Raw genomic sequence first — 12,926 nt, forward strand, 5'->3', positions numbered from 1 at the left:
GGGAAAGGGTCTGCGCGGGCGCATCGCGTCGTTGCGCGGCTTGCCTGGGCATGAGCGCGGGCGGCGTCGCATGCCTAGCCCTGCGCCCGCGCAGGCCCTCTCGCACCACCTTCCGTAACCTCAAGAGGCCCCTTCCATGAGCCCTCACTTTCCCCACACCGAGTCCCCCAGCGCCGAGTTGAGCGGGGTGACCCTGTCCTACCCCAAGGGCGACACCGTGTTGAAAGGCCTGGACTGGCGGCTGCTGCCCGGCCAGGTCGTGGGACTGCTGGGCCGCAATGGCGCCGGCAAGACGACGCTGCTGGAAACGCTGCTGGGCCTGCGCGAGCCGCAAGCGGGCACGGTGACGCTGTTCGGCCAGGACGCCCTGCTGCCGGACGACGCCACGCGTGCCCGCATCGGCTATGTGCCGCAGCAAAGCGACCTGTTCGAGGCCTTCACGCCGGCCCAGCTGCTGGCGTACTTCCGCAGCTTCTACCCACGCTGGAACGAGGCCAAGGTCGACGGGCTGCTGTCGCGCTGGGACATCGCGCGCGACAAGCCCATCCGCAAGCTCTCCGGTGGCCAGAAGCAGCGCCTGTCCATCATCCGCGCGCTGGCCCATGAGCCCGACCTGCTGGTGCTGGACGAGCCCGTGGCCAGCCTGGACCCCGCCGGCCGGCGCGACTTCCTGCGCGAGCTGGTGAGCGAGGTGCTGGACCGCGGCGCCACCGTCGTGTTCTCCACCCACATCCTGTCCGACCTGGAGCGCGTGGCCTTCAACCTGGCCTTCATGAGCGGCGGCCGCATCGCGCTGCAGGCGCCGCTGGACGAGCTGCTGGAGCAGGTGCGCGCGTTCACGGGCACCGTCACCGAGATGGCCACGCTGATGGCGCGCCTGGGCGCCGAGCCCCTCAAGCGCACGGCACTGGAAGCCGGCCGGGAGCGCGTGCTGGCACGCCTGCCGGCGGATGCCGCGCTGCCGTCCGGCGTGGCAGTGGACCGCGTCAACCTCGACGACCTGTTCGCGGAGCTGACCTGATGAACGCCGCCCAGTTCTCGCAAATCATGCTGGCTCCGTGGCGCCAGCGCGATCGCAGCGCGCCGTGGGGGCGGCGGTTGATCGCCGCGCTGGCGGTCATCGCCATGGTGGCCAGCCTGATCTGGCTGCCGCCGGCGGCCGCGTGGCGGGTGCCGGTTGGCATCGTGATCGTGGTCGTCCACGGCCTCTGGATCGCCGTCGGCGCCAGCCTGCTGGAGCAGAACCACCCCCATGCCGCCCACGGCGTGCCCGGGCATCTGCGCGCACTGCGGCGGGCGGCCCTGCTGGGCTGGGCGCTCTGCTCGGGGTTGACCACGCTGCTGGCCTGGCTCATCGTGCCCGACACCGTCCACTGGGGCGTCCTGCTGCTGGGCAACAGCCTGGTCGTGACCTTCCTGCTGTGGACCGCGCGGCTGTGGTGGCTGTGGCTGCTGCTGGCGTTCCAATCACCGCTGGCGGGCGTCTTCGCCGGCAAGCTGACGCCCCTGTGGAACGCGCTGGCCGCGCTCTGGCAGGCCAACCCCCACGGCATGCTGCTGCTCGCGCTGCTGGTGCAGGCCTGGCTCGTGACGACCGCCTTGGGCGACGGTGGCACCAAGCACCAGGCCCTGTATGCACGTCAGGCGCAGAGGCGAAACGTCATGCGCATGATGTCCGAAGGCCGCCAGCCGACGGCGGCCTCCTGGGGCCGGCCCATCGAATGGCTGTTCAGCCCGTTGATGCACCTGTTCTCCGCATGGCAACGGCGGCTGCTGGCGCGGGCCGACAACACCCGGCAGCGCAGCGTGATGGCGCGCGCCGAGATCGTGCTGCATGGCCAGCAGCACTGGCTGAAACAGCTGATGGCGCTGGGCACCATCGCCACGCTGACGCTGCTCAGCTTCAGCGCCGTGTGCTTCATCTACGACATCAGTCTCGCCACCATCTTTCAACACGGCGCGATCGGCATGAGCATCGGCCTCGCCAGCGCCGGGCTCAGCCCCGGTTTTGCGCTGCCCGCGAGCCTGTGGCAGAGCCGCCGCGAGCAGGCGCTGCTGCGCCTGCTGCCGGGCATGCCGCAGGGCACCACGCTCAACCGTGCCGTCGCCGCACGTCAGCTGCGGGACTTCGGCTTCAGCTGGGCCTTTACATCGCTGGCGCTGCTGGCTTTGGCCAAAGGCACCGACAACAGCCTCCCGCTCTACCTGCCGTTGGCCGCCTTGCCCGTCGCAGCGCTGGCACTGACCCGCCGGCCTGCCACGCTGCGCGCGCCCACGGCGCTGGCAGGGGTGCTGCCGAGCCTTGCCTTGCTCGCGCTGGCAGGCCTGCTCTACCTGCTGCACCAACTTGGCACGCCGCCCTGGGCAGTGGCCACTCCCGTGTGCGCGGTCGCAGTCGCGCTGCTGGCGTGGCGCTGGCGGCGGCTGGTGGCAGCGCCCACGGCCCTGCCCGCCGGCCGCCTGGGCTGACCTACTGGTTGATCTCCGGCTCGGCCAGCTGCGCCAGCAACGTCAGCGACTCTTGCCAGCCCAGGTAGCAGGCTTCGGCCGGGATGACCGCCGGGATGCCTTCCTGCTTGATGTGCACCTCGGTGCCGCAGAACACGGCCTTCAGCTCGACCGTGGTCTGCATTTCGCCAGGCAGGTTGGGGTCGTCGAAGGCGGCGGTGTAGCGCAGCTTCTGGCCCGGCACCAGCTCCAGGTAGCGGCCGCCGAAGCTGTGGCTGCCGCCGGTCGTGAAGTTGGTGAACGACATGCGGTAGCCGCCGCCGACCTGGGCGTCCATCTCGTGGACGGTGCCCGTGAAGCCGAACGGCGGCAGCCACTTGGCCATGGCGGCGGGCGTCGTGAAGGCGCGGTAGACGCGGTCGGGCGGGCAGCGCAGCACGCGGTGCAGGGTGATGGTGTGGGCCATGACATTCCTGAAGGGTGGGACACGGACACGACGATCAGCCGGCCACCGGATCGACAAGCCTCAGATCGGCAACTCGGTGAAATAGCGACCGCCGTGGAAGATCAAAGGCTGCGCCCCGGGGCGGGCCGTGCAGCGCTCCACCTCGCCGACGAAGATGACGTGGTCGCCCTCCTCGTAGCGGCTGCGGTTGGCGCATTCGAAGACGGCCACCGCGCCGTCCAGCACCGGCGCCCCGCCGGCACCCTCGCGCCAGGCCACGCCGGCGAAGCGGTCGATGTCCCGCGTCGCGAAGCGCTGGGCCAGCTCCTTCTGGTCCGCGGCCAGGATGTTGATGGCGTAGTGCGAGCCGCGCGTGAACACCGGCATGGAGCCGGCGCGCCGCGCCAGGCTCCACAGCACCAGCGGCGGCTCCAGCGACACGGAGTTGAATGAATTGGCCGTCAGGCCGACGAGTTCGCCGTCGGCCGAACGCACGGTGACGACGGTCACGCCGGTGGCGAACATGCCGAGGGCGGCGCGGAATTGCTGGCTGTCCATGGCTTGATTGTCGCCATTGACGTGAAGCCGCCGTCCTACGCGCGGCATACGGCCGCCATCGCACAATGCCGGCATGCATGCCGACGATTTCCAGGTCCGCGACGACCTGCAACTCACCCACCCGCCACAGCGCATGTTCGGCGGCTGCGCCGATTGCGCCGCCGGCCGCTGTGCGCCGCCGAGCCAGCGCAGCCGGCGCCTGTTCACCGGCCTGCTCGCCGCCACCGGGGCGGCGAGCATCATGCCGGCCTGGGCCCGCGAGGGCGTGGACGTCGGCCCCAAGAGCAAGTTCGCGGGCTTCGTGCCGGCCGAGCAGCTGGAGCAGGCCGGCGGCCAGCAGTACGCGCAGATGATGCAGCAGGCGGCACAGCAGCGGGCACTGGCGCCGATGGACCACCCCCAGGCGCAGCGGCTGCGTTTCATCGCCCAGCGCATCATTCCGTTCAGCTACGCCTGGAACGACCGCGCGCGGCAGTGGAAGTGGGAGGTCAACCTGCTGGGCAGCCCGGAGCTGAACGCCTTCTGCATGCCTGGCGGCAAGATCGCCTTCTATTACGGCATCCTGGAGAAGCTCAAGCTGGAGGACGACGAGGTCGCCGCCATCATGGGCCACGAGGTGGCGCATGCCTTGCGCGAACATGCCCGCGAGCGGGTCGGCAAGTCGACGGCAACCAACGTCGTCGTCGAGCTGGGCTCGGCGCTGCTGGGCCTGGGCAACCTGGGCCGCTATGCGGCGGGCCTGGGCGCGCAGCTGGTGAACCTGCGCTTCAGCCGCGACGACGAATCCGAAGCCGACCTCGTCGGCATCGAGCTGGCGGCCCGTGCCGGCTACGACCCGGCTGCCGCCGTCCGGCTGTGGGAAAAGATGATGACCGCCAGCAAGGGCGCGCCGCCCCAGTGGCTGTCCACCCACCCGACCAACACGACGCGCATCCGCGACATCCAGGCCAACCTGCCCAAGGTGGAAGGGCTCTACGCCCGCGCGCCCAAGCCCCCGCAGCGCTTCCCGGAGGCGCCGCCGCTCAAGACGCAGGCGAGGTCGGGCTGATCACCAGCGCGCTGGCAGCGACTTCAGCCGCTGGTATTGGCCCGCGGTCACGCGCCGCAGGTAGCCGCCCTGCTCGAGGTCCTTGACGAGCTTGGACACCATCTCCCGCGAGCAGCCCAGCCGCTGGGCCATGCCCTGGTGGGTCAGCGCGAGGGGATGGCCGTCGCCGGTCACCTCGTCGACGAGGTTCTTCAGCCGGCCGTAGACGTCGTTCAGCGCCAGTTGCTTGGTCGACAGCGTCGCGGCCCGCGCGCGGCGGATGACCTTGGTCAGCAGCTCGAAGGCGAACTCGGGGTGTTCGCTGATGTGGGTGAGCAGGCTGGCGCGCGTGACCATGACGAGGCGGCTGGCCTCCTCGGTGATGACGCTGGCCGAGCGGGGCCCGCCGTCCAGGCTCATCTCGCCGACGTATTCGCCGGGGCCATAGACGCCGTAGGTGATCTCGCGGCCGCGCGCATCGCTGCTGTAGGCGCGCAGCGAGCCCGACACGATCAGGTAGAGGTTGTCGCCGACCGAACCTTCCTCGATCAGCACCACGCCCTTGCGGTAGCTGCGCGCGATGCCGCGGGCGGCAAGCACCCGCAGCGATGGCGGCAGGGCCAGGAGTTCGTTGTCGGTGGATTCGTCAGGCATCCGGCGGCGCTGCGGGCATGTGGCCCACCGCGCGCCGGAATGTTAAGAGATGAAGCCCCTCGTCCAAGGATTACCTTGGCCGGGCGCCCGGGAGGACGGCGACGCTCGCCGGTTCGACCGGCAAGCACATCGCCAAACGGGCCGGCTCGGGAGCGGCCCGGCACTCGGCCCGAAGCCCGCTCGAAATGAGCCTCGCTCAGTTGACCAGCTTCGGGGGCCGCAGCGACGACACCAGCGGCGGCAGCAAGGCCAGCTGGCGCATCAGCTCGCCGATGCTGTCGGCACCGCTCTTGGCGCGGATGCTCTGGATCTGGCTGCGCACCGTCGAGATGGCGACGCCCTGGCGCTGCGCGACCTCGGTCGGCTTGACGCCGTTGGACAGCGCCTTCAGCACCTCGGTCTCGGCCGGCGTGAGCTGGTAGCGCAGCGCAAACCATTGCGCGGCGAGGTCGCCGCAGAGCTGGCGCCGTTCCAGGATCAACAGCACGGCGGCCTGGCTGACGTCACGGTTGAGCGGCACCACCACGACGTTGGCGCGCCCGCAGCTGGCGCGGTCGTCGCCCAGGCGCAGCAGGCAGCGCCGGCCGCTCGCCTCGGCGCCCTCCAGCGCCTCGGCCAGCGGCACGGCGTCGGTCAGCAGCCGCGCCCGCAGGTGCGGGCCGACCATCTCCAACGGGTGGTTGGCGTCCAGCGAAGCGCGCGCCGTGAGGTTGGTGTGCAGCACGCGGCCGGCGCCGTTGAGCAGCACGACGCCATGGTCGAGCTCCTCCAGCACCAGCCCCAGCCACTGGCTGGACAGCGACGCCGCCGCGCGTCGCTCGGCAGGACGGGAACCGGGCGATTGACCCGGTTGGGCAAATTCGGTCATCCACATCGCAGTGCTCCTCGGCTCAACGGATTGGCAAGCCCTCCGCAAAGCGTAGGAGACCTCGCCGCCGTCTGGGCGTAAATGTTGCGGGATGTGACTGTGAATGAATTACGGCGTCGTGCGCGCCTGACGCCCTTGCGACTTAGGGATTGCCGTTCCGGCCGGGCGCGAGCGGTGTTTGTTGTGAACAAAGCACGATGCATGAGCTCATGACGCAAGCGTCGTTGGACTTTTTGTCATCCGCGCTCAGACTTGAGCCGTTCAGATCCCAACCGAGCTGCCCGACAACTCCGATGTGTGAGCTTTTCGCCCTCAACAGCCGCCTGCCGGCCGCCGCCAATTTCTCGTTGCGCGGCTTTGCTGCCCGGGGCGGGCGCACGGCAGATCACGTCGACGGCTGGGGCGTGGCCTTCCACGACGGCGAGCGTTGCGAGGTGGTGGTCGAGGACCAACCCGCGGCCCACTCCGACCTGGCTTCCCACTACGGCCAGCACCCGGTTCAGGCGCGCAACATCATTGCCCACATCCGCAAGGCGACCCAGGGCGCGCGGGCGGTCGAGAACTGCCACCCCTTCCGCCGCGAATGGGCCGGCCGCACCTGGGTCTTCGCGCACAACGGCGACCTGAAGGACTTTCACCCCAAGCTGAGCGGCGCTTTCACCCCTGCGGGCCAGACCGACAGCGAACGCGCCTTCTGCTGGCTGATGCAGCGTCTGGAGCAGCGCTTCGGCGCCCAGCGCCCGGACTGGCCCGAGCTGGCCGACACCTTGACGCCATGGCTGCACGAGATTGCCGAGCATGGCCGCTTCAACCTGCTGCTGACCGATGGCGACGGCCTGCTGGCGCATGCCTCGACCAAGCTGCACTGGCTGCGCCGCCAGCCGCCCTTTGCCCATGTGCGGCTGCGCGACGGCGACCTCAGCGTCGACCTCGCCACGCTGAACGGCCCGCGCGACCGCATGACGCTGATCGCCACCGAGCCGCTGACCCATGACGAAGCCTGGCAGGCGTTCGAGCCCGGCGAGGTGCGCGTGTTCGAGCAGGGCGACTGCATCTACCTGAGCGAAGGCCTCGCGGCGCCGGTTGCTGCCTGACCACGCCGTCCACGGGCCGGCATGGCGTGACGCTCAGGGCCGTTCCGCGGCCACTGGCCTCACCTGCTCGACAAGCTGCACGAGGAAGCGCCCCGGCTCCTCATGCGGTGCGAGGTGGGCGGAGTGCTCGAACCACACGATCCGCTTGAGGGGCGCCTTCAGCTGCGCCATCCAGGCCTCGATGACCGCGGACGGCGTCGTCAGGTCGTGGCGTCCGAGGAACATGAACATCGGAAAGCTCACCTCACGGATGCGGGTGTGGTCGACCCGGCGCATGTCGGGCAGCAGCGCCGGCACGGAGAGCTGGCCGCCCTGGTCGATGGCCAGGCGATCCTCGAATTCGTAGTAGGGCGAAAGCCGCGCGGCACGGAAGTAGAAGTTGGCATCGCTTCGGTACGCCGCAAGCCCGCCGTAGGCCATCACCCACTTGCGCGCGACATTGACCTTGGCGAACGGGATCTCGCCCTCGCCGGGATAGGGCGCGATCGCCTCCAGCTCGGCCAGCGCGGTGGCGTCGCCGCGCCGGTGCGCCTCAGCCAGCAGCGCCTGGTACTGCGCCTGCTCATTGGCCTGCAGGTTCAGCAGCGGGCCGACACCGACATAGGCACTGACCCACTCGGGCTTGCGCAGCGCGGCATCCATGCCGATGACATTGCCCCAGGAATGGCCCAGCAGCACGACGCGCTGCACACCGAGGCGCTGGCGCACCAGGGCAATCAGCTCGACGAGGTCGTCGGCCATGCGCTGGCGCGTCAACGCCGACTTGTTCGCCGCCTCGCCGGCGTGGCGCAGCGTCCTACCGGTGCCGCGCTGGTCCCACTGCACGACGGTGAAGAAGTCCTCCCAACCGCGCTGATAGGGCCAGCTGCGGCCCATCTCCGCCGCGCCCGGACCGCCGTGCACGTAGATCAGCACCGGGTTGGCGCGGTCCGCGCCGCGCAGCGTGATCCACTGCTTCAGCCCGCCGAGCTCGACGGCCTCGCTGACCTCGACCGCTTGAGGGCCAAGGAGCCGCTGCTGCTCGGCAATCATGGGCCGCACGGTGGCGTAGGCGGCTTCGGCGGCTGGCGCCGCGGCAGCGGCGTGTGCACCGCCGCCGATGGCCAACGTGAAGGTAGCGGCTAGAGCAAGGGCAAGGGCAGATGCAGGTCTCATGGCGGCCTGGACGCGGACAGGGGACCGCACGCTAACACCGCTGCCGGTGCATTGCGGGGCCGGCGCTGGATGCCCAGCAGCAGCGCGAGGCCGGGCACGCGACGGGCACCGAGGTAGGCCAGCGTGCAGAGCCCGAAGGTCAGCGCCATCAGCAGCAGCGCCTCCAGCCCCCAGGACAGGGCCAGCGGCTTCAACCCCTGGCTCAGCACGACGATGACGCTCTGGTGAAGGATGTAGAGGCAGAACACCGCGCCGCTGGCCTGGCGCAGCCGCGGCGACTCGCGCGTGAAGGCGCGCTGCGCCCAGCCGCAGGCGGCGACGATGGCCCACCACGTCAGCGAGCCGCGCAGCGCGCGCGCCGCGGCCAGCAGTGCATCGGGCGGCGTGGCTTCGGCATACCGGCTGCCGAACGCCAGCAGCACCGCCCAGGTGGCGAGCGACAGGCCCAGCGACCACCAGCGCAGCCGCAGCGCGGCCCCCCACATCCCCGCGGCCAGCGGCGTGCGGCTGGCCCAGCCGACGGCGAACAGCCAGCCGTATTGCAGGTGGTTGTAGAGGTCGTGCACGAGGTCGTGCGTGGTCGGGTAATGCGGCATCACGACGATGCGCAGCAGCGCCAGCGGCAGGGCCGGCAGCAGCAACCAGCCCCAGGCCGGCAACGCCGTCGCGCGAGGCGGCCAGCGCAGCAGCGCCGCGACGGCAGCGCCAAGCACTGCGTACACCCACAGATAGGGCAGGAACCACAGGTGGTTCCAGGTCGGCACGACCATGCAGTCGTCGCCGCGGCAGTACTTGCCGCCCTGCAGATAGGCCTGCCAGAAGTCCAGGTAGCCGCCGTCACCGGGCAGCAGGTGAGGTGCCTTGGTCAGCACCTCGAAGTAGGCCTGCGGCGTGACGATGACGGCCATGCCGAACAACAGCGGCAGCAGCAGGCGCAGCGAGCGGTCCTTCAGCGTGCCCACGGCGCCGCGGCGCGCGAACAGACCCTGGCAGGCCGCGCCGGCGATGAAGAACAGCAGCCCGAGCCGCCAGGGCGAACTGAGCTGCATGAACGGCTCGAGGGCACGGCTGGCGGCGGCGCTCTTCACATGCCAGTCCCAGGTCACGTAGTACATGCCCACGTGGTACGGGATCAGCAGCGCGAAGGCGGCGACGCGCAGGCCGTCGAGGAAGGGCAGGCGTGGGGTGGTATTCATGGCCGCCAGCTTCGCGGCCGGCGCCGTGCGACGCGAGGGCGCCGGGGCCAGTGGAGATCCTTACGGGGCGAACGCATCGAGCGCGGCACGGTAGCCGCGCGACACGCGCAATGCCTCGCCGCAGGCCAGCGTCAGCACCGCCTCGCCGCTGGGCAGGCGCTGGACGCGCCGCACATGCGCCGGGTTCACCGCGTGGCTGCGGTGCACGCGCAGGAAGCGTGCCGCCCAGCCGGGGCGGGCCAGCGCGTCGGCCAGCGTGGTGCGCTCCAGCAGGCTGCGCGGCGGCAGGTGCAGCTCGATGTAGTTGTCGGCGGCCGAGATCCATTGCACGTCGGCCAGCCGCAGGCGCTCGCCGTCCAGCCACCATTCGCCGACCGGCGCCAGCGGCCGCGCCAGCAGCTCGCGCACGCGCACCAGCGCCGCCGCCAGCCGCTCGGCGGTGTAGGGCTTGAGCAGGTAGTCCAGCGCCGCCAGCTCGAAGGCCTGCAGCGCATGCTCGGCATGGGCGGTGGAGAACACCACCGCGCGCACGCCGGCGCGGCGCAACGCGCTGGCGAGCTGCACGCCGCTGCCGCCGGGCATCTCGATGTCGAGCAGCGCGAGGTCCGGCGGCGCGGCCAGCGCCTGCACGAGAGCGAGCGCGGACGGCGCGTCGGGTGCCTCCAGCAGTTCGGCGACGTCGGCCTCGGCCGCCAGCAGGCGGCGCAGCCTGGCGCGCGCGGCGGGCTCGTCGTCGACGATCAGCACACGCATGGCAGCTCCAGCGCAAGGCTCATCCCCGCGCCGTCGGGGCCGAAGTTCACGGTCGCGGCGCTGCCGTGGCGCGCCGCCAGCCGCTCGCGCAGGTTGCGCAGGCCCAGGCCGCCGTCGGGGTCCGTCGGCGCTTCGGGCACGGGTGTGTCGCCGTGGTTGCTGATGCGCAGGCGCAGGCGCCCGCCTTCAATCGCAGCCGCCACGACGACGGTCACACAGCCGCGGTGGCGCGCCACGTCGTGCTTGACGGCGTTCTCCACCGGCGCGAGCAGCAGCAGGGCCGGCAGCCGGCAGTCCAGCGCCGCGGGCTCGGCGTCGATGCGCACGACGAGGCGCTCCGGCCCGAAGCGGGCCTGCATCAGCGCCAGGAAGGGCTGCACCAGCGCCAGCTCCTCGCGCACCGTGTGCTCGGCGCGCTGTTGGGCCGCCAGCGTCTGGCGCAGCAGGTCGGCGAGCTGGCACAGCAGCCGGTCGGCGCGCGCCACGTCCTCGTACATGACGGCGGAGATCAGGTTCAGCGTGTTGAACAGGAAGTGCGGCTGCACCTGGTCGGCCAGGCGCGCCAGGCGCACCTCGGCCAGCTCGCGGCGGGCACGGTCCAGCTCCTGTGCACGCGCCGACGCAGCCTGGGCCATCCAGATGCCGCGCGAGATCAGGCAGAAGCTGATGTAGCTGACGGCGTCCTTGCCACCCTCGTAGACCAGCAGCGTCGGCACGTCGTCCGGTTGGTAGCCCAGGCCCGCGAGGCCGTAGACGGCCAAGCGCAGGCCGAACATGCCGGCGATGTGCAGGCCGCTGAAGAGCGGCAGCGCGACGGCGTGCGCGGCGAGCTGGCGCGGCCAGGGCCGCCCCAGCAGCCGGCCGACGAGTGCATGGACGCCGAGCGCCAGCGCGCCGATGACGGCGACCGAGCTGAACTCCCACAGGAACGGCTCCCACAGCCGGCGCCCGCCGGAGAGCCGGTAGGCCTGCAGCGCCGAGGCACTGAGCAGCAGGCCGATGACGGTCAGCAGCGCGAGATAGGGCAGGCGCCAGCGGCGCGGCAGGAGCGACATGCCGCGAGGTTAGCCGGCGCCCGCTGCGGTTCACCCCGCGCGCCGCGCCGTTCGCCCCGGCTCAGCGGCCGGGGCGTGCCTTGCGGTCGCCGGCACCGCGCTCCCCGCCGGTCACCATGCCGCCGCGGCGGTCGGCATCCAGGCCCGGCGTGGCGCGCAGGTCGGTGTCGACCTGGCCTTGCTTGAGGTCGCTGGCGGCACGTTCGATGTGTGCATCGGGCTCGGACTCGACCGCGCGGTGCTGCTGGTCACGTTCATGCGGCAGCGATGGCCCGGGGGGCGTGACGGTGCCGCGCTGCGTGTGTGTCTCTGCGGGGCGGGGGGAGGCGTTGGGCTTCATGGCGGGCTCGCTGGTGTCCATCGCCGCACTCTGCGCGCCCGCCGTGCCGCTCGTGGTCGTCCGGGTCGCCGTCGGGTTGTCGGCGCAGGCCGACAGGCCCGCTCGCGTCGGCGCGCCGTCCTACACGGCACATCGTCTGCGTCCGGGATGCGGGCCGACGGCATGAACAGAGCATGGCGCTGTCATGTCCCACGCCCTGCCCGCCCCGTTGATCTCTAGCCCCGGTGCCGAACGCAGCACCGCCACGGCCCACTCGCGTTGGGAGGGTGACGGTCGGCAATGGCGGTTGGTGCTGTCCGGTGCCTGGACGGCCGAGGCGGAGCTGCCCAAGCCGCCGGCGGAGCTTCCGGTCGATGAAAGCACGCAGGTCGGCTTCGACACCTCGGCGCTGTCGCAGTGGCGGCCGGCGTTCGCGGCGTCGCTGTGGCAGGCGCTGGCGCCGCTGGCGCGCGGCGGCGTGCAGCTGGATTTGTCGGGCCTGCCGACCGGCCTGCAGCCGCTGCTGACGTTGAGCCTGCCGCAGCCCGAGGTGCCACGCACGAAGGCCGCCGCCGTAGAAGAGCCCGCACCCGAGCCGGAGTGGCGCAAGACGCTGGTCTTCGTCGGCGAGCTGCTCGGCGCGCTCGGGCGGCTGGCGCGCGGGCGCAGCGCCATGCGCTTGAGCGACTGGTTATGGCAGATCGAACAGACCGGCCCGCGCAGCCTGCCCATCGTGCTGCTGGTCAGCACGCTGGTCGGGCTGATCGTCGCCTACATGGGCGCGGAGCAGCTGCAGCGCTTCGGCGCGCAGAGCTTCATCGCCAACCTGGTGACCATCGGCGTCGTGCGCGAGATCGCGGCGCTGGTGGTGGGCATCGTGCTCGCCGGCCGCGTGGGCGCGGCGTTCGCGGCGCAGATCGGCAGCATGCGTGCCGGCGAGGAGATCGACGCGTTGACGACGCTGGGCGTCGACCCGGTCGAGCACCTGGTGCTGCCGCGCATGCTGGCCCTGCTCGTCACCGGGCCGCTGCTGACGCTGTGTGCCGGCGCGGCGGGGTTGGGCGTGGGCCTGGGCGTGGCAGTCGGCCTGTACGACGTGCCGGCCATGGCCTATCTGGCGACGACGCGCGAAGCGCTGGCTGGTTGGGACCTGTTCGTCGGCCTGCTCAAGGGCAGCGTCTATGCGGTGCTGGTGGCGCTGGCCGGCTGCCGTCAGGGCCTGAACGCCGGCCGCAGCGCGCAGGCCGTGGGCGAGGCGACGACGGCGGCCGTGGTACAGGCCATCGTGTGGATGGTCGTGGCGGCCTCGTTGCTGACGGTCATCTTCCAGCGCCTGGGGGTGTGATGGCCGGGG

Annotated in this window: 14 protein-coding genes; 5 read left to right on the forward strand and 9 right to left on the reverse strand. The window is 71.3% G+C overall.

What is annotated here, in order from left to right:
- The first annotated feature begins 136 nt into the window (after positions 1-136).
- Positions 137-1,021, forward strand: coding sequence for an ABC transporter ATP-binding protein (locus tag ASD35_RS13835; protein ID WP_082580149.1), 885 nt, complete (start codon positions 137-139; stop codon positions 1,019-1,021).
- Positions 1,021-2,469 carry a hypothetical protein gene (locus ASD35_RS13840; RefSeq protein WP_056875536.1) on the forward strand — a complete coding sequence of 483 codons (1,449 nt, stop codon included), beginning with the start codon at positions 1,021-1,023 and terminating at the stop codon, positions 2,467-2,469. Before ASD35_RS13835 ends, ASD35_RS13840 begins: the two co-directional genes overlap by 1 nt.
- 1 nt (position 2,470) lies before the next feature.
- On the opposite strand, the gene ASD35_RS13845 is transcribed toward ASD35_RS13840, so the two are convergent.
- Together ASD35_RS13845 and ASD35_RS13850 are read right to left on the reverse strand one after the other, a co-directional pair.
- The gene (locus ASD35_RS13845) at positions 2,471-2,914 is read right to left on the reverse strand and encodes an SRPBCC family protein (protein ID WP_056875537.1); all 444 of its coding nucleotides are present in this window, start codon (positions 2,912-2,914) and stop codon (positions 2,471-2,473) included.
- A 60-nt stretch (positions 2,915-2,974) separates the two neighbouring features.
- The gene (locus tag ASD35_RS13850; protein ID WP_056875538.1) at positions 2,975-3,451 is read right to left on the reverse strand and encodes a flavin reductase family protein; all 477 of its coding nucleotides are present in this window, start codon (positions 3,449-3,451) and stop codon (positions 2,975-2,977) included.
- Positions 3,452-3,524: 73 nt separating this feature from the next.
- On the opposite strand from ASD35_RS13850, the gene ASD35_RS13855 reads away from it, so the two are divergent.
- Positions 3,525-4,499: a M48 family metallopeptidase gene (locus ASD35_RS13855; RefSeq protein ID WP_235538345.1), complete on the forward strand. Its 975-nt coding sequence runs from the start codon at positions 3,525-3,527 to the stop codon at positions 4,497-4,499.
- On the opposite strand, the gene ASD35_RS13860 is transcribed toward ASD35_RS13855, so the two are convergent.
- Both ASD35_RS13860 and ASD35_RS13865 read right to left on the reverse strand, forming a co-directional pair.
- On the reverse strand, positions 4,500-5,132 hold the full coding sequence (locus ASD35_RS13860) for a Crp/Fnr family transcriptional regulator (RefSeq protein ID WP_056875539.1): 633 nt from the start codon (positions 5,130-5,132) through the stop codon (positions 4,500-4,502).
- A gap of 196 nt (positions 5,133-5,328) precedes the next feature.
- Positions 5,329-6,006: a LuxR C-terminal-related transcriptional regulator gene (locus ASD35_RS13865; protein WP_056875540.1), complete on the reverse strand. Its 678-nt coding sequence runs from the start codon at positions 6,004-6,006 to the stop codon at positions 5,329-5,331.
- Between the two features lie 287 nt (positions 6,007-6,293).
- Here ASD35_RS13865 and ASD35_RS13870 point away from each other — a divergent pair, with 287 nt between their 5' ends.
- Complete coding sequence (locus tag ASD35_RS13870) at positions 6,294-7,094, forward strand: class II glutamine amidotransferase (RefSeq protein WP_056875541.1); 801 nt, start codon at positions 6,294-6,296, stop codon at positions 7,092-7,094.
- Between the two features lie 33 nt (positions 7,095-7,127).
- Here the strand turns inward: ASD35_RS13870 and ASD35_RS13875 are convergent, their stop codons facing one another.
- From ASD35_RS13875 to ASD35_RS13895, 5 genes are all read right to left on the reverse strand, one after another.
- Positions 7,128-8,249 carry an alpha/beta fold hydrolase gene (locus ASD35_RS13875; RefSeq protein ID WP_056875860.1) on the reverse strand — a complete coding sequence of 374 codons (1,122 nt, stop codon included), beginning with the start codon at positions 8,247-8,249 and terminating at the stop codon, positions 7,128-7,130.
- Complete coding sequence (locus ASD35_RS13880) at positions 8,246-9,445, reverse strand: acyltransferase family protein (protein WP_056875542.1); 1,200 nt, start codon at positions 9,443-9,445, stop codon at positions 8,246-8,248. Before ASD35_RS13880 ends, ASD35_RS13875 begins: the two co-directional genes overlap by 4 nt.
- Before the next feature lie 60 nt (positions 9,446-9,505).
- On the reverse strand, positions 9,506-10,198 hold the full coding sequence (locus ASD35_RS13885; protein ID WP_056875543.1) for a LytTR family DNA-binding domain-containing protein: 693 nt from the start codon (positions 10,196-10,198) through the stop codon (positions 9,506-9,508).
- Positions 10,186-11,253: a sensor histidine kinase gene (locus tag ASD35_RS13890; protein WP_056875544.1), complete on the reverse strand. Its 1,068-nt coding sequence runs from the start codon at positions 11,251-11,253 to the stop codon at positions 10,186-10,188. Before ASD35_RS13890 ends, ASD35_RS13885 begins: the two co-directional genes overlap by 13 nt.
- A 61-nt stretch (positions 11,254-11,314) precedes the next feature.
- The gene (locus ASD35_RS13895) at positions 11,315-11,593 is read right to left on the reverse strand and encodes a hypothetical protein (protein WP_162254463.1); all 279 of its coding nucleotides are present in this window, start codon (positions 11,591-11,593) and stop codon (positions 11,315-11,317) included.
- Between the two features lie 184 nt (positions 11,594-11,777).
- On the opposite strand from ASD35_RS13895, the gene ASD35_RS13900 reads away from it, so the two are divergent.
- The gene (locus ASD35_RS13900) at positions 11,778-12,917 is read left to right on the forward strand and encodes an ABC transporter permease (protein ID WP_082580151.1); all 1,140 of its coding nucleotides are present in this window, start codon (positions 11,778-11,780) and stop codon (positions 12,915-12,917) included.
- Positions 12,918-12,926 lie beyond the last annotated feature (9 nt).

The organism is Pelomonas sp. Root1444, assembly GCF_001426885.1.
Classification (GTDB): domain Bacteria; phylum Pseudomonadota; class Gammaproteobacteria; order Burkholderiales; family Burkholderiaceae_C; genus Pelomonas.